Source organism: Nonomuraea polychroma (assembly GCF_004011505.1).
Classification (GTDB): Bacteria; Actinomycetota; Actinomycetes; order Streptosporangiales; family Streptosporangiaceae; genus Nonomuraea; species Nonomuraea polychroma.
This window is the reverse complement of sequence record NZ_SAUN01000001.1, coordinates 2,230,187-2,246,267: the sequence shown is the minus strand read 5'-3', so window position 1 is coordinate 2,246,267 and position 16,081 is coordinate 2,230,187. Positions and strand designations below refer to the sequence as shown.

Here is a 16,081-nt window from a genome sequence, read left to right as displayed (position 1 = left end):
CGGTCGCGATGGGCGGCCGCCCCGACGAGGTGCGCGCCCCGGAGGACTGGCTCACCGCCGTGGAGCGGGAGCGGGCGGACCACTTCAGGTTCCCCGAGGACCGGGCCAGCTTCGTCGCCGCCCACCTCCTCGCCCGCCTCTGCGCCGCCGCCGTGCTCGGCGCCGAACCCGGCGAGTTGACCTTGCTGCAGCACTGCGACGTGCACGGCCCCGGCCACGGCAGGCCGTACCTCGAGCAGGACCCCGAGCTCGGCCTCAGCTTCAGCCACACCCGCGGGTACGTGTGCGCCGCGGCCGGCCGGGGCAAGGTCGGCGTGGACGCCGAGCGCGTGCCGGCGGGACCGCTGGACAAGGCGCTGGCCGACCACGTCCTCACGCCCGGCGAGCGTGCGCTGGTCACCGGGAACGACGACCTGATCAGGCATTGGACGCGCAAGGAGGCCCTGATCAAACGCGGCGAGTTGACGCTCGACCGGCTCAACGAGGGCGGCGCCGGCCTCGACGGCCGGCATCTGCTGGAGTGGCGTGCCGAACCCGGCATCAGGGTGGCCGTCATCGCGGACGCCCCGGTCAGGAGGCTGCCCATCCCGCGACTAGGCTGAAGCCGTGTTCTACAAGAAATCGGTCGAGGAGCGGATCGCCGACCGCATGGCCAGGCGCAGGCCGCTCGAGGAGGGCAAGACCTTCGAGCACGGGCCGGCCAAGTTCGTGTTCATCTCTTTGATCGCGGCCGTCGTCCTCATGCACGTCGTGGGGGTCGCGATCGTCATGGCGTTCACCTAGGCCGAGCCGCGGCCGGGTCGGTGACGTGCGATAGATTGGAGATCATGAGCGCGCCTCGCTGGCTTTCTCCCGCCGAACAGCGTGCCTGGCGCACGCATCTGGCGCTGCACAAGCTGCTCATGCACCGGCTCGACCGCGAGCTGCAGGAGCACTCCCTCTCGTTGAACGACTACGAGATCCTCGTCAACCTGTCCGAGAGCCGGGACCGTCGCATGCGCATGAGCGACCTGGCGGACGCGACGATCCAGTCGCGCAGCCGGCTGTCGCACCAGATCTCCCGCATGGAGGCCAAGGGGCTGGTGACCAGGGAGGACTGCCGGGACGATCGGCGGGGCACGTTCGCGGTGCTGACGGACGAGGGCTGGGAGACGATCCAGCGGGTGGCACCGGACCACGTGGCGGGCGTGCGGGAGCACTTCGTCGACCGGCTCACCGATGACCAGCTCAACCAGATCGAGGCGGCGTTCGCGCCGATCGTGGAACACCTCAAGAAGCTGCGCTGACATACAACCGATATCCGCGACGGCACACGGCGTTCCCAGGCGCTCGCTACGATCCGGGCATGCTCAGAAAGCTTCTGATCGTGGCCGTTCTCGCGCTGGCGTCGGCGTGCTCGCCGGGCGGCGGTGGAGCCGAGTTGCCCGCCGGCCCCGACCTGATGAAGAAGGCCTCGGAGGCCATGAAGACGGTCAAGTCGGCCACCTTCTCCATCTCCACGGAGGGCAAGCCGAAGGTGCCGCTCAAGAAGGCCGACGGCCGGCTCACCGCCGGGGGTGACGCCGACGGCACGATCACGATCGACATCCTGGGCAACCTGCAGGAGGTCACGTTCGCCCTGGTCGGGGACACCGTGCACTTCAAGGGCCCGACGGGCGGCTTCCAGAAGATGACCAGGCAGCAGCTGGCGCAGTTCTACGACCCGTCGGTCATCCTCGAGCCGACCAAGGGCATCGCGCAGCTGCTGTCCTCGGCCACGGACCCGAAGGTGGAGGCGGTGGAGGACGGCTCGTACCGGGTCGCCACGACGTTCCCCGGGCAGGTGGTCGGTCAGATCGTCCCGGGCGTCACGCAGGGCGTCAACGGCAAGGTGTGGGTCGACCAGGCCACCAGCAGGCTCACCAAGGCCAGCCTGCCGTTGCAGGACGGCACGGTGACGGTGTCGTTCAGCGACTACGACGCACCGGTCACGATCACGCCGCCCGCCGCCGGATGAGGTCCGCCCGCCGGGTCGCGCTCGGCGCCGGGGGCGCGGTGGTGCTGCTGGCCGCGCTCGACGCGTACGTGGTGACGACCGTCCTCCTCCCCATCGCCAGGGACGTGGGCATCCCACTGAACCGGCTGCAGCGAGCCACGCCGATCGTCACCGGGTTCCTCCTCGGATATGTCGCGGCGATGCCGCTGCTCGGCCAGCTCTCCGACCGGTACGGGCGGCGGCCGCTCATCCACGCCTGCCTGGCGGCGTTCGCGATCGGGTCGGTGCTGACGGCGCTGGCGTCGGGCGAGGTGATGGTGGTCGCCGGGCGTACCGTGCAGGGGATCGCCGGCGGGGCGCTGCTGCCGATCACAATGGCGTTGATCGGCGACCTGTGGGACGAGCACGAGCGTCCCCTGGCGTTGGGGGCGGTGGGAGCGGCCCAGGAACTGGGGAGCGCGCTCGGCCCGCTGTACGGCGGTCTGCTCGCCTTGATCCCCAGCACCCTGGTGGCAGGGATTGAGCTGGGTGGCTGGCACTCCATCTTCTGGATCAACGTGCCTCTGGCGGCGCTGGCGGCGGTGGCGGTCCAGCTGACCGTCGCCGGCCGCCCCACACCCACCACGACCGCTCGCGCAACAGACCGACTCGCCCCCTCTCCGGGGCCGGCGTCGCCTGCAGCGGACCCGGCAGTCACCACGAGGACAACGGGCACCCCGGCAACCGCGACAGAGGGAGCCGCCGACCCGGCAGTCGACGCTGGGGCGACCAGCACCCCGGCCACCGTGGCGGAGCCGGTCGCCGCCCCCGCCGCCGCGGCAAGCGTCCCGGCCGACTCGGCGGGCGCGGCGGAGCGCCCGAGGCGCGTGGTGGGTGAGCCCGCGCCCGCCCACCACCCAGCCGGGCGGGTCGATGTGGTCGGCGGGGTGTTGCTGGCGGTAGCGCTCGCGCTCCTGGTGATCGGCCTCTACAACCCCGACCCGGCCAAAGCCCTCCTGCCGCAGTGGGGGCTGCCCGTGATCGCGGCAGGAGCGGTGGTTGCCGGAATCTTCGTCTGGTGGGAGATCCGCTCCCCCACACGCCTCCTCGACCTGTCCGGCACCCGCAGGGGCCCGCTGCTGGCCACCCTGGGGGTGAGTTTCCTCGCCGGCGCCGCGCTCCTGGTGACGATGGTGTTCGTCCCGCTCATCGCGCAGACCTTGCTCGGCGAGGAAGACCTGGGCGCGGCGCTGGTGCTGGCCAGGTTCCTGGCGGCGCTGACCGTCGGCGCGCTGCTCGGCGGCCTCTTGGCCCGCAAGCTGGGCGAGCGGGCCGTAGCGGTGGCGGGCATGGCGGTCGCGGCGATCGGCTACTGGCTGATGAGCCGCTGGCCGCTGGACCTGGCAGGCGCGGGACTCGTCGTGGACGCCGACCTGGTCGTGGCCGGGCTGGGCCTCGGCGTGGTCATCGCCCCGGTCTCCTCCGCGGTGTTGCGGGTGAGCCCGGCGACCCAGCACGGGGTGGCGTCGGCGGCGGTCGTGGTGGCCAGGATGATGGGCATGCTGATCGGCATCGCTGCCGTGTCGGCGTGGGGTTTCTACCGGTTCCAATCGCTGACCGCCCATCTGGACACGCCGCTCCCGTTCGGCGTGGACGCGGAGACCTACCAGCGGCGGCTGGCCGACTACACCGCGAAGGTGCAGGCGGCGCTGCACACCGAATACACGGAGATGTTCCTGGTCACGGCGTTCATCTGCCTGCTGGGCGCGGCTGTCGCGCTGTTGATGCCCCGCACAACGGACATGGACATCAGCCGCACCGGGTGATCGCCAGAATCGCCATGTCGTCATCGCGCGGACCGCCGGTCCAGCGCTCGACGTCACGTACCAGGACCTGGACCACCTCGTCCGGCTTCTGGAACGGGCCCCGCCCGGCGAGCCGGCTCGCCGGGTCGTAGAACGTGCCGGAGCGGTCTCGGGCCTCCGTCACCCCATCGGTGACCAGCAGGAGCGTGCCCCCGGTCGGGAACGGCCAGTCCTTGGGCGCGGCCCGCGGCACATCCAGGCTGCTCATGCCCATGGGAAGACTCGGCTCGCCTGGATCCAGCGAGGACACCGTGTCGCCCTCGAGGAGATACGGCGAGGGGTGGCCGCAGTTGAGCAGCCGCACACGGTCCGCGCCCGCCGTGATCTCGCCGAGCACCGCCGTGACGAACCCTTCCATCCGGACGTTCTCCTCGCGCGACGAGGCCTCCCTGACCAGTGCGCGCTCTATACGCTCGGCCAGCACCACGAGGTCGGGTGCCCGGTCTGCCGCCTCCCGGAATGCGCCCAGCAGGACGGACACCGTGCCGACCGCGCCCAGGCCTTTGCCCCGCACATCCGCGATCAGCAGCCTGGTGCCGTACGGCGTGTCCTGCACGGCGTACGCGTCTCCGCCGATCAAGGCCTCGATCTGCGCGGTCTTGTAGACGGCGGCGATCGCCAGCGGGCCGACACACGCCGGCGGAGCGGGCAGCACGGCACGCTGGGCTGCCTCGGCGACGGAACGCACCGCTTCCAGGCGGCGCCCATGGCGAGCGATCACGCGGTTCACCCCGATGCCGACGAGCGCGGTGAACAGCGCGTTGATCAGTGAGTAGGTGCCGGCGGCATGACCGAAGTAACCGTCCTTGATCAACAGTGCCAGCTCGACCAGGACAAGGGCCGCTCCGGCCGCGATCGTGTGCCGGAGCGAGAGCAGTGCTCCGGCCAGCACGACCGCGGCACCCAGCTGGTAGTCGCCCCAGTAGTCGCGCGGCGACAGGATATTCAGGACGGTGCCGATGACGATCAGGGCTGCCGGTATGAACCAGACGTACCGCGGCCACCTGGAGGAGGGTGGGTCCATCCGCGCCCCGATCCCACAACCGATGTCGAACACCACGTGAATTCCTCTGGGGTCCGTCGCACGTCATTTCCCCAGATCCCGGCTTTGATCCTTTCTAGTGGATGTCGAATTCCGTGTCGAGGCGACACTCGGAGGGGCCTAGGGCGAGAGCCGGTGCAGGTCACGGGGGAAGGCGGTGGTCTGGCGGATGTTGGCGGCGCCCGTCAGCCGCGCCGTCCACCGCTCCAGCCCCAGCGCGAACCCGCCGTGCGGCGGCATCCCGTACCGGAACGCCTGCAGATATCCCTCGTACGGCTCCACCGGCTCCCCGCGCTCCTCCAGCGCCGTCAGGTAGTCCTCGTGCCGGTGCAGCCGCTGCCCGCCCGTCACCAGCTCCAGCCCTCGAAACAGCAGGTCGAACCCGTTGGAGTAGCCGGGCCGCGCCGGGTCGGGGTGGGTGTAGAAGGGCCGCTTCGCCATGGGATACCCGGTCACGAACAGGAACTCCGACCCGTGCTCCCGCACCGCCCACTCCGACAACCAGCGTTCTTGCGCCGGTGACAGGTCGGGCTCGTCCGACGAGGTCATCCGCTGGGCCTCGGTGAAGTGGATGGCCGGGATCTCGGCGGGCACGGCAGGCAACGACACGCCGAGCGACGAGACGGCGGAGGCGGCGCGGCGGCGTACCGACTCCAGCATGCCCGCCACGGCCTCGCGCAGGACCGCCATGACGTCCCGGTGGCCGGCGACGAAGCCGAGTTCGGCGTCGAGGCTGGTGTACTGGGCCAGGTGGCGTACGGTGTCGTGCGGCTCGGCGCGGAAGACCGGGCCGACCTCGTACACCCGCTCGAAGACCCCCACCATCGTCTGCTTGTAGAACTGCGGCGACTGCGCCAGGTACGCGGGCCGCCCGAAGTAGTCGATGCCGAAGACGTTCGCGCCGGACTCGGTGGCCGAGGCGACGATCTTCGGGGTGTGGATCTCGGTGAAGCCGAGCCGGTCGAGCGTCTCGCGGAAGCCGGCCACGCTCGCGGCCGAGATCTCCAGCGGCGCCCGCAGCAGCGGGTGGCGCAGCGCGACCGGCGCGTGGTCCAGGATGGTCGGCAGCGCCGCCGGCACCACCGGCCGATAGAGGTCGAACGGCGGCGGCGCGCCCGGCTCGGCCAGCACCTCGATCTCCGGCTTGACCAGCTCGACGCCTCCCGGCGCCTGCGAACTGGCGGTCACGGTGCCGGTGACCTGGACGACGTTCTCCTCGCCCGGCAGGTCGCCCTCGGCGACCACCTGCGCCAGGCCGGTGCGGTCCCTGACGACGAGGAAGGACACGGATTTCAGCTGCCGGCGGCGATGGACCCAGCCGGCGATCGTCACTCGTTGACCCGCGTGCTCGGCGAGCTCCGCGGTCATGACACGAGAGATCATTACAACCCCTTGAAGAAGGATGTGCATGATCCCTTGGAAGTGCGGGGGAGAAGGGTTGCTCCCGGTGCCACCGCACTTTCACCGCCCCGCGGCGAGCGGGGCGGCCTCGACGACCCGATGACGGGGGTCAGACCGGCGGGGCATTTCCTCCCCGCACTCAGGAGTGTCTTCGTCCGCGGGGCGCGGGGCCGCCTTCGCAGCTGCCGGCGGCTCTCTGGACCCGCGCGGGTCCGCGGCTACTTGTCTCCCTCGACGTTTGCGGTAGATCGTACGCGAGGAGCCGCCGGCACAGCGATCTATTTATCCTTCTTGGCCCGCTTCTCGCGGATCTTCATCGTGACCTCGATCGGCGAGCCGGCGAAGCCGAACTCCTCGCGGATGCGCCGCTCGACGAAGCGCCGGTAGGTGTCCTCCAGCCAGCCGGAGGTGAACAGCACGAACTTGGGCGGCTCGACCGACGCCTGCGTGGCGAAAAGGATCTTCGGCTGCTTGCCGCCCCGGACCGGCGGCGGCGTCTGCTGCACCAGCTCGGTCAGGAACGCGTTGAGCCGGGCCGTCGGCACCCGCGTGGACCACGAGTCAAGCGCCTTCTCCAGCGCCGGGACCAGCCGGTCCACGTGCCGGCCCGTCTTGGCGGAGATGTTGACGCGCAGCGCCCACGGCGTGCGGACGAGCTGCCGGTCGATCTCCTTCTCCAGGTAGTAGCGGCGGTCCTCGTCGACCAGGTCCCACTTGTTGAACGCGACCACCATGGCCCGCCCCGACTCGATGACCAGGCCGATGATGCGCAGGTCCTGCTCGGTGAGCGGCTCGCTGGCGTCGATGAGCACGATCGCCACCTCCGAGCGCTCCAGCGCGGCGCGGGTGCGCATGGCGGCGTAGAAGTCGGCGCCCTGCAGCTCGCGGTCGCGCCGCCGGATGCCGGCCGTGTCGACGAAGCGCCAGGTGCGCCCGCCCAGCTCGACCAGCTCGTCCACGGGGTCGCGGGTGGTGCCGGCCATGGGGTCGACCAGCACGCGCTCCTCCCCCGCCAGCTTGTTGAGCAGCGAGGACTTGCCCACGTTGGGCTTGCCGAGCAGCGCCACCCTGGCGGGGCCGCGCTGGGCGTCGAACGTGACCTGTGGCGTCTCGGGCAGCGCGTCGAGCACCACGTCGAGCAGGTCGCCGCTGGAGCGCCCGTGCAGGGCCGACACCGGGTAGGGCTCGCCGAGGCCGAGCGACCACAGTCCGGCGGCCTCCAGCTCGAGCTGCTGGTTGTCGACCTTGTTGGCGGCCAGGACAATCGGCTTGCCGGACTGTCGCAGGATCGAGCCCACGATCTCGTCGGCGTCGGTCGCGCCGACCGTGGCGTCGACCACGAACATGATCACGTCGGCCAGCTCGGCCGCGATCTGGGCCTGCTCGGCGATGCGCAGGTTCATGCCGGTGGCGTCGGGGTCCCAGCCGCCGGTGTCGACCACGGTGAAGCGGCGGCCGCGCCAGTTGGCCTCGTAGGTGACGCGGTCGCGGGTGACCCCCGGCACGTCTTCGACGACCGCCTCGCGGCGGCCGATGATGCGGTTGACCAGCGTGGACTTGCCGACGTTCGGCCGTCCTACGATGGCGACGACCGGCAGCGGCGTCGCGTCGCCGTGCTCGGTGATCTCAAGCTCGTCGAGCTCTGCCTCGACCCAGTCCCCCGTTGTCACGAATATTCATCCTTAATGTGAGTACCGCACCCGACATGGGTCAGGTGCGCTCTTTGACCAGCCTCAACACCTCCGCGATGACCTCTTCCAGGGTCAGCGCGGTGGTGTCGACCTCGACGGCGCCAGCCGCCATCGAGAGTGGGTCCGTCTTACGTGTCGAGTCCAGGGTGTCACGCCTGGCCATGGCCTCCTGCTGCGCCTCCGCCGTGGTGCCGGCCAGCTCGGCGCTGCGCCGCTGGGCGCGCGCCTCCGGGCTGGCCGTCAGGTAGACCTTGACGGGGGCGTCGGGGCAGACGACGCTGCCGATGTCGCGGCCCTCGACCACGATGTCGCCGGCGCCGATGATCTCCCGCTGCAGCGCGACCAGGCGCACCCGCACCTCGGGAACGGCGGCGACGGCGGAGACCGCGCCGGTCACCTCGGTCTCCCTGATCGGCCCCGCCACGTCGACGTCGTCGACGTGGATCGTGGGGCCGTCGGGGTCGGTGCCGGAGACGATGCGCGGCTCGCCGCAGCGGGCCGCGATCGCGGCCGGGTCGGCCAGATCGACGCCCTGCTGGAGCATCCACCAGGTCATCGCGCGGTACATGGCCCCGGTGTCGAGGTAGCGCAGGCCCAGCGCGCGGGCGACCCCGCGCGAGACGCTCGACTTACCCGACCCCGAAGGGCCGTCCATGGCGACGACCAGTCCGGCCACGGTCTCTCCCTCTTCACGTTTTTCAGTCCAACTTGACGAGGGTACCGTCTCCAGCTCAGTCGGCGATCCAGCTCCCGTGGAAGCCGAGCGGCACCCGGGCGGGCAGGTGCACGGTGGCGACCGGCTCGCCGGTGAAGTCCTGCACGGAAAGGATCACCAGGTCAGCCGCTCCCCTGGCCGGGTTGTTGACGTAGAAGAGCAGGTAACCGTCGTCCTCGGCCTGGCCGGAGGCGACGAAGACCGGCTCCCCCACGTAGGCGCCGCGCCCGAACTGCCGCTGCTCCTGCGTACCCCGCTCCAGGTCGTGCTTGATGAGCGTGTTGTCGAACGCCTCGTCGGGCAGGTCCTCCAGCTCGGTGTCAGCCGGGTAGATCACGTCGATCAGGTCACGGGTGGCCGCGGTGTAGCCGTAGCGGTACGCCTGGCCGGTACGCCGCTCGTCCATGCGCGGGAACTCCTGCGCCCGGTCGTCCAGCCGCGTCTGGACGACCTTGCCCGCGCGCGGGTCGATCCGCCACCGGTCGAGTGTGGGCGTGCCGCCCAGGTCGAGCCGCGCGTCCACGAACCGCTTCGGATAACGCACCAGGTCCACGACCACCTCGTCGCCGTCGTCATAGGCGTTGAGCGTGTGGAACACCCAGCACGGCTCCACCTCGGCCCAGCGCACCTCGCCGGTCGCGCGGGACATGAGGCCGACCCGGGCGCCGTGGGCCTCGTTCCACGCGTACGGCAGCGCGATGCCCTTCTCGGCGTGGGCCATGCTGAAGGTGACCGGCAGGTCGTAGATCACGACGTATCGCTCGGTGAGGGCGAAGTCGTGCAGCATCGGCGCGTCGGCGATCGGGATGTCCCTGACCTGCGTCACCTTGCCCGTGGCGTCGATCACGATGTGCTGGTGGTGGTCCCAGCCGAAGAAGTAGGCCATGGCGTGCAGCTCGCCGGTGACCGGGTCGGCGTGGGTGTGGGCGGCGTACCCGCCGGGCAGGCCGCCGTCGAAGTCGCACGCGCCGATGGTGTCGAGCTCGTAGCTCAGCTCGTACGGCAGCGCCCCCGCCTCCACGGTCGCGAACGTGCGCCCGGCCAGCCCGATGACGTGCGTGTTGGCCGCGAAATCCATGCCACTGTGCGTGGGGCCCGGCCGGGGCTGCTCGCCGAGGCGCTGGGCGACGGCGGCGTTGCGGACCCATCGGTTGCGGTACCACTCGGCGCGGCCGTCGCGCAGCCGCACGCCGTGCACCATGCCCTCGCCGATGAACAGGTGGCTCGCGCTCGGGTCGTCGAGGCTGAGCGGGTTGGGACCGTTACGCAGGTAGCGGCCGTTGAGCTCGGCCGGGATGCGCCCGGTGACCTCCAGGTCGAAGGCCGTGATCTCCTCGGTCACGGGGGCGAAGCCGCCCCTGAAGGGTGTGGTCGTCATGGCGTGGTCCTCTCGTCGGGAGGAAGGTCAGGGGGAAGCAGGAACGGCGAGAGCACCGAGGAGCACAGCGCCCGGTAGCGCCGCGTCGCCTCGGGCTCATGGAAGAAGCCGGAGATCTCCAGGCTCACCGCGCCGTGGATCGCCATCCACAGCAGGTCGGCGATCTCCTCGGCGGTGCCGCCGCGTAGCAGTCCTCGCTCCAGACAGCCCTGGACGCGGCGGACGAGCAGCTCGAACGTGTGCTTGGCCGTCGCCACGGCTTCGGGCCCCGGCTGCAGCCCCGGCAGGGCGCCCTGGAACATGACCCGGTAGTAGTCGGGCTGGGCGAGGGCGTAGTCCCGGTAGGCCTCCAGACCGGCGCGCAGGTAGGCCAGCAGGTCGTCCTGGACGGGCACGGCGAGCAGCCGCCGCTCGAACCTGGCGAACCCTTCCAGCCACAGCGCCTCACTGAGCCCGTCCTTGCCGCCGAACAGCGTGTAGATGACCTTCGTGGAGCAGCCGACCTCGCCGGCGATGCGCCGCACGGTCAGGGCCGCCGGGCCCTCGGTGACGAGCAGATGCGTCGCCGCGTCGAGGATGACCGCCCGGACGACGCCCTGCCCTTCCTGCTGCGCTTGCTGGTATGCGGTGCTCGCCATGCTTGGTAACGCCGTTTCTTCTGGGTAACGCTGTTACCGCCTTTGTACGCCTCCCCGCTGGCACTGTCAACAGCACCCCGCAGGACTAAGGGCGTTCCTGCCGGTAAGTGACCTCGTGTGACAGATGGAGCGCGGGTCACGGTCGTGGTGGCCAGCAAGGACAGGTTGCGGGCCCTGGCCCGCTCGCTCCCCCTGCATCCGCGCCCCGTGATCCTCGTCGACAACGGCTCGACCGACGGGTCGGCGGCGTTCGTCCGGAAACACTTCCCCGACGTGCAGGTCGTCGAGGCGGGCACGAACCTGGGGGCGCCCGCGCGCAACGTCGGCGTGCGGCTGGCCGAGACCCCGTACGTGGCCTTCGCCGACGACGACTCCTGGTGGGCGCCCGGCGCGCTGGAGCGGGCCGCCGACGTGCTGGACGCGCACCCGAGGCTGGCCGTGCTGGGGGCACGCGTGCTGGTGGGGCCGGAGGAGCGGCTGGACCCGGTGTCGGAGCAGATGCGCAACTCGCCCCTCGGCGTGGAGCCCGACCTGCCGGGGCCGAGCGTGCTCGGCTTCCTGGCGTGCGGGGCGGTGGTGCGCAGGGAGGCATTCCTGGAGGCGGGCGGGTTCGACGACGTCATCTTCTTCTTCGGGGAGGAGGAGCGGCTGGCCGTGGACCTGGCGGCGAGGGGGTGGGGGCTGGCGTACGTGGACGACGTCGTGGCGCACCACCACCCGTCGCCGGCACGGGATCCGCGCGGCAGGCAGGCGCTGGCCGCGCGTAACGCTGTACTGACCGCCGTACTGCGGCGGCCGTGGCCCGTGGTGGCCCGTCGGTCCCTCGACGCCCTGCGCGGCGGCCCTGCCGGCTGGGCGGGCCTGCGCACGGCGGTCCGCCGGCTCCCCCGCGCGCTGGCCGAACGGCGTGAACTCCCGCCGGCGGTGGAACGCGCCCGGCGCAGGCTGGAGCGAGCCGATGGCTGAGCGGCGCTCTCCATGACCGGACAGGGGCCAGGCGCACCACAAGCTGGAACGGGAGCCGAAACGGAAGCGGGGCAGGAGCAGGGCGGGAGCAGGGCGGGAGCCGAAGCAAGGGCGAGCGGGAGTGGGTGACGGGAGATGGGTGATCAGCGCGTCGGCGCGGTCGTGATCACGTGGAACCGCCGGGAGGAGGCGCTGACCTCGGTCGGCAGGCTGCTGGGCCTGCCCGAGCGGCCGCACGTGGTGCTGGTGGACAACGGCTCCGACGACGGTACCGCCCAGGCCGTCGCGGACACCTACCCCGAGGTGGAGGTGGTGGCCCTGCACGAGAACCTCGGGGCGGTGGGGCGCAACGTGGGCGTGGCACGGCTGCGCACGCCGTACGTGGCCTTCGCCGACGACGACACCTGGTGGGCGCCCGGCTCGCTGTCACGCGCAGCGGACGTGCTGGACGCGCACTCCCGGCTGGCCGTCGTCACGGCCCGCATCCTGGCCGAGCCGGGCGGCCGCGACGACCCGATCGTGGTGGAACTGCGCGACTCCCCCGTTCCCGGCCCTGCATGGCTTCCCGGGCCGGCGCTGGGCAGCTTCCTGGCCGGGGCGTCGGTGGTGCGGCGGGAGGCGTTCCTGGAGTGCGGGGGGTTCAACCGCCGGCTGTGGCTGGGCGGCGAGGAGGAACTGCTGGCCGTGGACCTGGCGACGGCCGGGTGGGAGCTGTGCTACCTGGAGCAGCTGACTGTGCACCATCAGGCGTCGCGGAGCCGGGACGCGCACGCCAGGCGCCGCGTCGGGCTGCGTAACACGTTGTGGTTCACGTGGCTGCGGCGGCCGGTGGGCGCCGCCCTGCGGCGCACCATGCACCTGGCGAGGACCGTGCCGCGGGACCGGGTCTCGGCGCTGGCCGCGCTCGACGCGCTGCGCGGCCTGCCGTGGGTGCTGGCCGAGCGGCGGCGCGTGCCGCCGCGGGTGGAGGCCAGGCTGGCCAGCCTGGAGGACTCGCAGGCCGGCTCACGGGCCCGCCGTTACGTCTCGTGAACGGGGGGCAGCAGGCACTCATGAGTACAGCACCGAATCCGATCGACCTGCAGAAATGCCTGAGCGGCGTGAACTACCCCGCCAGCAAGGACGATCTGGTCAAGGCCGCCCGCGACCACGGAGCGGGAAACGACATCGTCAAGGCCCTGGAGTCCATGCCGGACCGCGAGTACGACGGCCCGAACGCCGTCAGTCAGGCGGTCACCAAGAAATGACGTGGGGGCGCGGCGGGCGAGATCACCGGCTCGTCCGCCGCGCTTTGTCGATCATGCGAGCCCGGCCGTCAGCGCGAACGCCCAGACGGGCACCAGACCGCGCTTGAGCAGCCTGAACGTCGTGATCGGGCTGCTGGACACCGTCTCCTTGTACGCGACCGCCGCCCGCCCGGTCAGGAACCACCGGCGCGGGCTGTCGTCCGGCCGGGTGAACTGGATGACCGCGTCCTTCCGCCCGAGGCTGACGGGCTGATGGATGTATCCGAACCGGAACGGCTTGGGGGTCTTGCCGCGCAGCGTGGCGGCCAGGGAATCGGCCGCGTGCAGCCCGGTCGGGATGCCACCCTGGCAGGTGCCGTGCAGCACCCCGAACGGCTGGGTGACCGCGGCGGCGTCGCCGACGGCGTACACGTCCGGGTGTGACACCGAGCGGAGCGCGGAATCGACCACGATCCTGCCGCGCTCGTCGACGACCAGCCCGGACTCCGCGGCCACCGGCAGCCCTCTGGTCCCCGTCGTCCAGAGGGTGGCGTCGGAGGGGATCAGCTCGCCGCCGGCCAGCTCGACCGCGTCGGGCAGGACTTTGGTGACGTCCACGCCGGCGCGTACCTCGACGCCGAGCCGCTCCAGCACCGCGTCCAGGTAGGCGCGGGCCTTCTCGCCCATCATGGCGCCCGGCCGGCCCCGCGTGACCAGGACGACGTGCAGGCCCGGGTGTGCCTCGGCCAGTTCGGCGGCCGACTCCACGCCGGTGAGCCCGCCGCCGGCGACGACGACGGTGCCGCGGTCGAGCGCGGCGAGGCGCTCGGCGAGCCGCGTGGTGCCCTGGTAGTCGTCGTAGACGTGGGCGTGCTCGGCCACGCCGGGCACCGAGACGTCGGTGACGGTGCCGAGAGCGTAGATCAGCTTGTCGTAGCCGAGCACACGCCCGTCGTCGAGCCGTGCCTCGCGCCGCCCGACGTCGAGCCCGGCCACCCGGCCCTGGACGAACCGGATGCCGGTGCCCGAGAGCACGTCCTCCAGCGAATGATCCGCCAGCTTCTCACCGGCCGCCGTCTGGTGCAGCCGGAGCCGTTCGGTGAACCGCGCCGAGGCGTTCACCAGGGTGACCCGGCCGCCGATGCGGCGGGTCCTGACGGCGACCCGGATGGCCGCGGCGATGCCGGTGTAACCGCCGCCCAGAACAAGAATGTCGGTCATTGTCATTACCTCCTCGATCCACAGCACGGACGTATCGAGGAGGCTCGGATGTGACATCCCGGGCCGGCACCACGTTCCGAGGGTCCCGTGCACCCCCGGGCCTGCACTCCTTCACCACCCTCCGCACGTCGGCGGAGGGCCCTTCAGAAGTGACGTGGAAAGGGGCTGGCGTGCGGCGGGAACGGCGGGCCTGGCGTCGGTCCAGCCCACCTTGTACATCTCGACCGCGCTCTTGCCGGCCACCGGCTTGCCCCCGGCCTTGAGGTCGACGTAGTGGGCAAGCAGCGTCATCGTCTTTTCGTGTCCACAATGGCTCCAGCAGGGCCGCGTTGCTCAGCGCCTCCGCCGGATCCTCCGAAGGCCCGGCGCCACAGCGCCGCGGCCCGGCCGCGCGGACAGCGGGCGGCCGCGGTCCTAGGGGACCTGCCAGCCGCGTTCGCGCAGGGCGTCGGTGAGGGAGGTGGCGGCGTCGGGCTGAACGGACAGCTCGGCGATGCCCAGGGGCAGCCCGGGCGCGTGCTCCAGGCGCACGTCCTCGACGTTGACCCCCACCTCGTCGCACACCTGGAAGAGGCGGGCGAGCTGGCCGGGCCGGTCGCCGATGACGACCTGGACGACGGCGTAGGCGGAGGCCGGGCCGCCGTGCTTGCCCGGGATGCGGTCGTGGCCGGCGACGCCGCGCTTGAGCAGCTGGGTCAGCTCGCCCGTGGCGGTGCCGTCGCCCTCGGCCAAGGCGCGCAGCGCGGTCGCGGCCTCGGCAAGGTCGTGTGCGACGGCCTCGAGCACCTCGGCGACCGGGGTGGCGTTGCCGGACAGGATGCCGAGCCACAGCCCGGGGTCGCTGCCGGCGATCCTGGTGACGTCGCGTACCCCCTGCCCGGCCAGGCCGAGCGCGACGTCCGTGGCGTCGGCCAGCCGCGCGGCCACGGCGGAGGCGGTCACGTGGGGCGCGTGGGAGACGACGGCCACCGCGCGGTCATGCTCCTCGGCGTTGACCTCGACCGGGTTGGCCCCGCACAGCTCGATCAGCCGCAGCACGGCCGCTTTCGCGTCGGGGTGGGCCTCCCCGGTGGGGCAGAGCGCCCACGGGCGGCCCAGGAACAGATCGTCGCGCGCGGCGCCGGGGCCCGACTTCTCACGGCCGGCCAGCGGATGGGAGGCGACGTAGGTGGCCAGGTCGCAGCCGAGCTGCGTGGCGCGGTTGATGGGCTCCGCCTTCACGCTGGCGACGTCGGTGTAGAACCTCGCCACACCGTCCCGCTGCAACTCCAGCAACTCGGACGCCACGTGGGCCGGAGGGACCGCGATGACCGCCAGGTCCGCCTTCTGGCGGGTGTCCCACTCCTCCCCCGCGCCGAGTTCCCGTGCCAGCCGTACGGCTCCCTGGTCGCGGTCGGCCAGCAGGACGCGCACGCCGCGCTTACGCAGCGCCAGCGCCGCGGAGGTGCCGATCAGACCGGTGCCCACGACGAGCACGGTACGTAGTTCCATCTCAGTGTCCTGATATGTCGGGCCGTTGGGGGGTGAAGTGAGTGTCTCTGGTTCTGCTTGCCGGCGGCTTACTGCGCGATGTCCTGCCGGAGCGCCACGGCGCCGCGCAGGTAAACGTGCTGGATCTCGGCCCGGGGGCGATCGGTCTCGACGTGCGCCATCAGGCGCACCACGCGCGGCAGCGCGCCCGGCACGTCGATCTCGGTGCAGCAGATCAGCGGCACCTCGTGAAAGCCCAGCTTCCGCGCCGCCAGCGCGGGGAACTCGGCCGTCAGGTCGGGCGTCGCCGTGAACAGCACGCTGATCACGTCGTCCGTGGTCAGCCGGTTGCGCTCCATGATCGCGCTGACCAGCTCGGTCGTGCCCTCGATGATCGAGTCACGATCGTTGGCGTCCACCTGAATCGCCCCGCGGATCGCCCGCACCATCTGGTTAGTCCCCTTCTCATAGCGGGAGAGCCCGTGCGGAGATTCGCACGGGCTCCTGCGTTCCG

18 protein-coding genes are annotated in these 16,081 nt (G+C 71.6%); 8 read left to right on the top strand and 10 right to left on the bottom strand.

All coding sequences use genetic code 11. The features are described from left to right. Window positions 1–8: 8 nt before the first annotated feature. From EDD27_RS09970 to EDD27_RS09955, 5 genes are read left to right on the top strand one after another with little or no spacing between them, the layout of a single operon-like run. On the top strand, window positions 9–602 hold the full coding sequence (locus tag EDD27_RS09970) for a 4'-phosphopantetheinyl transferase family protein (protein WP_127932140.1): 594 nt from the start codon (window positions 9–11) through the stop codon (window positions 600–602). 4 nt (window positions 603–606) lie between these two features. Beyond that, window positions 607–783 carry a hypothetical protein gene (locus EDD27_RS54065; RefSeq protein WP_164903552.1) on the top strand — a complete coding sequence of 59 codons (177 nt, stop codon included), beginning with the start codon at window positions 607–609 and terminating at the stop codon, window positions 781–783. Between the two features lie 44 nt (window positions 784–827). Then, window positions 828–1,286, top strand: coding sequence for a MarR family winged helix-turn-helix transcriptional regulator (locus EDD27_RS09965; RefSeq protein WP_206641330.1), 459 nt, complete (start codon window positions 828–830; stop codon window positions 1,284–1,286). A gap of 59 nt (window positions 1,287–1,345) precedes the next feature. Then, a complete protein-coding gene (locus EDD27_RS09960; RefSeq protein WP_127932138.1) occupies window positions 1,346–1,996 on the top strand; it encodes an LppX_LprAFG lipoprotein in 651 nt (216 codons plus the stop codon). After that, window positions 1,993–3,780: an MFS transporter gene (locus EDD27_RS09955; protein WP_127932137.1), complete on the top strand. Its 1,788-nt coding sequence runs from the start codon at window positions 1,993–1,995 to the stop codon at window positions 3,778–3,780. The genes EDD27_RS09960 and EDD27_RS09955 overlap by 4 nt, the downstream gene beginning before the upstream one ends. Here EDD27_RS09955 and EDD27_RS09950 read toward each other — a convergent pair. The 6 genes from EDD27_RS09950 to EDD27_RS09925 all read right to left on the bottom strand — a co-directional run bounded on the left by EDD27_RS09950 (window position 3,764) and on the right by EDD27_RS09925 (window position 10,684). After that, window positions 3,764–4,879 carry a PP2C family protein-serine/threonine phosphatase gene (locus EDD27_RS09950; RefSeq protein WP_206641329.1) on the bottom strand — a complete coding sequence of 372 codons (1,116 nt, stop codon included), beginning with the start codon at window positions 4,877–4,879 and terminating at the stop codon, window positions 3,764–3,766. The two genes, EDD27_RS09955 and EDD27_RS09950, sit on opposite strands and share 17 nt — an antisense overlap. A gap of 102 nt (window positions 4,880–4,981) precedes the next feature. Next, window positions 4,982–6,244 carry an aspartate--tRNA(Asn) ligase gene (gene aspS, locus EDD27_RS09945; protein WP_127932136.1) on the bottom strand — a complete coding sequence of 421 codons (1,263 nt, stop codon included), beginning with the start codon at window positions 6,242–6,244 and terminating at the stop codon, window positions 4,982–4,984. 296 nt (window positions 6,245–6,540) lie between these two features. Next, window positions 6,541–7,932 (bottom strand): ribosome biogenesis GTPase Der, encoded by a 1,392-nt coding sequence (gene der, locus EDD27_RS09940; protein ID WP_127932135.1) that lies wholly within the window; start codon window positions 7,930–7,932, stop codon window positions 6,541–6,543. A 40-nt stretch (window positions 7,933–7,972) separates the two neighbouring features. Beyond that, complete coding sequence (gene cmk, locus EDD27_RS09935; RefSeq protein WP_127932134.1) at window positions 7,973–8,629, bottom strand: (d)CMP kinase; 657 nt, start codon at window positions 8,627–8,629, stop codon at window positions 7,973–7,975. A 55-nt stretch (window positions 8,630–8,684) separates the two neighbouring features. Next, window positions 8,685–10,046 (bottom strand): carotenoid oxygenase family protein, encoded by a 1,362-nt coding sequence (locus EDD27_RS09930; RefSeq protein ID WP_127932133.1) that lies wholly within the window; start codon window positions 10,044–10,046, stop codon window positions 8,685–8,687. Then, entirely contained in the window at window positions 10,043–10,684 is a 642-nt protein-coding gene (locus tag EDD27_RS09925) for a TetR/AcrR family transcriptional regulator (protein WP_127932132.1), read from the bottom strand. The genes EDD27_RS09930 and EDD27_RS09925 overlap by 4 nt, the downstream gene beginning before the upstream one ends. 117 nt (window positions 10,685–10,801) lie before the next feature. Here EDD27_RS09925 and EDD27_RS09920 point away from each other — a divergent pair, with 117 nt between their 5' ends. The 3 genes from EDD27_RS09920 (at window position 10,802) to EDD27_RS09910 (ending at window position 12,897) form a co-directional block, all read left to right on the top strand. Beyond that, window positions 10,802–11,650 carry a glycosyltransferase family 2 protein gene (locus EDD27_RS09920; RefSeq protein WP_164903551.1) on the top strand — a complete coding sequence of 283 codons (849 nt, stop codon included), beginning with the start codon at window positions 10,802–10,804 and terminating at the stop codon, window positions 11,648–11,650. Window positions 11,651–11,785: 135 nt separating this feature from the next. Further along, entirely contained in the window at window positions 11,786–12,682 is an 897-nt protein-coding gene (locus tag EDD27_RS09915) for a glycosyltransferase family 2 protein (RefSeq protein WP_127932131.1), read from the top strand. Window positions 12,683–12,702: 20 nt separating this feature from the next. Continuing rightward, window positions 12,703–12,897: a DUF2795 domain-containing protein gene (locus EDD27_RS09910; protein ID WP_127932130.1), complete on the top strand. Its 195-nt coding sequence runs from the start codon at window positions 12,703–12,705 to the stop codon at window positions 12,895–12,897. A gap of 51 nt (window positions 12,898–12,948) precedes the next feature. Here EDD27_RS09910 and EDD27_RS09905 read toward each other — a convergent pair whose 3' ends face one another. The 4 genes from EDD27_RS09905 to aroH form a co-directional block, all read right to left on the bottom strand. Beyond that, window positions 12,949–14,097 (bottom strand): NAD(P)/FAD-dependent oxidoreductase, encoded by a 1,149-nt coding sequence (locus tag EDD27_RS09905; RefSeq protein ID WP_241563949.1) that lies wholly within the window; start codon window positions 14,095–14,097, stop codon window positions 12,949–12,951. 111 nt (window positions 14,098–14,208) lie between these two features. Next, on the bottom strand, window positions 14,209–14,388 hold the full coding sequence (locus EDD27_RS09900; RefSeq protein ID WP_127932128.1) for a hypothetical protein: 180 nt from the start codon (window positions 14,386–14,388) through the stop codon (window positions 14,209–14,211). A gap of 123 nt (window positions 14,389–14,511) precedes the next feature. Continuing rightward, window positions 14,512–15,588 carry a prephenate dehydrogenase gene (locus EDD27_RS09895; RefSeq protein WP_127932127.1) on the bottom strand — a complete coding sequence of 359 codons (1,077 nt, stop codon included), beginning with the start codon at window positions 15,586–15,588 and terminating at the stop codon, window positions 14,512–14,514. 68 nt (window positions 15,589–15,656) lie between these two features. Then, window positions 15,657–16,016 (bottom strand): chorismate mutase, encoded by a 360-nt coding sequence (aroH, locus tag EDD27_RS09890; RefSeq protein ID WP_127932126.1) that lies wholly within the window; start codon window positions 16,014–16,016, stop codon window positions 15,657–15,659. Window positions 16,017–16,081 lie beyond the last annotated feature (65 nt).

What these genes read in the sequence shown, in the direction of transcription:
- EDD27_RS09970 (WP_127932140.1), top strand. Translation starts at nt 9, where the DNA reads ATGGGCGGCCGCCCCGACGAGGTGCGCGCCCCGGAGGACTGGCTCACC.
- EDD27_RS09965 (WP_206641330.1), top strand. Translation starts at nt 828, where the DNA reads ATGAGCGCGCCTCGCTGGCTTTCTCCCGCCGAACAGCGTGCCTGGCGC.
- EDD27_RS09960 (WP_127932138.1), top strand. Translation starts at nt 1,346, where the DNA reads ATGCTCAGAAAGCTTCTGATCGTGGCCGTTCTCGCGCTGGCGTCGGCG.
- EDD27_RS09955 (WP_127932137.1), top strand. Translation starts at nt 1,993, where the DNA reads ATGAGGTCCGCCCGCCGGGTCGCGCTCGGCGCCGGGGGCGCGGTGGTG.
- aspS (WP_127932136.1), bottom strand. Translation starts at nt 6,244, where the DNA reads ATGATCTCTCGTGTCATGACCGCGGAGCTCGCCGAGCACGCGGGTCAA.
- EDD27_RS09930 (WP_127932133.1), bottom strand. Translation starts at nt 10,046, where the DNA reads ATGACGACCACACCCTTCAGGGGCGGCTTCGCCCCCGTGACCGAGGAG.
- EDD27_RS09925 (WP_127932132.1), bottom strand. Translation starts at nt 10,684, where the DNA reads ATGGCGAGCACCGCATACCAGCAAGCGCAGCAGGAAGGGCAGGGCGTC.
- EDD27_RS09915 (WP_127932131.1), top strand. Translation starts at nt 11,786, where the DNA reads ATGGGTGATCAGCGCGTCGGCGCGGTCGTGATCACGTGGAACCGCCGG.
- EDD27_RS09910 (WP_127932130.1), top strand. Translation starts at nt 12,703, where the DNA reads ATGAGTACAGCACCGAATCCGATCGACCTGCAGAAATGCCTGAGCGGC.
- EDD27_RS09905 (WP_241563949.1), bottom strand. Translation starts at nt 14,097, where the DNA reads ATGACCGACATTCTTGTTCTGGGCGGCGGTTACACCGGCATCGCCGCG.
- EDD27_RS09900 (WP_127932128.1), bottom strand. Translation starts at nt 14,388, where the DNA reads ATGACGCTGCTTGCCCACTACGTCGACCTCAAGGCCGGGGGCAAGCCG.
- EDD27_RS09895 (WP_127932127.1), bottom strand. Translation starts at nt 15,588, where the DNA reads ATGGAACTACGTACCGTGCTCGTCGTGGGCACCGGTCTGATCGGCACC.
- aroH (WP_127932126.1), bottom strand. Translation starts at nt 16,016, where the DNA reads ATGGTGCGGGCGATCCGCGGGGCGATTCAGGTGGACGCCAACGATCGT.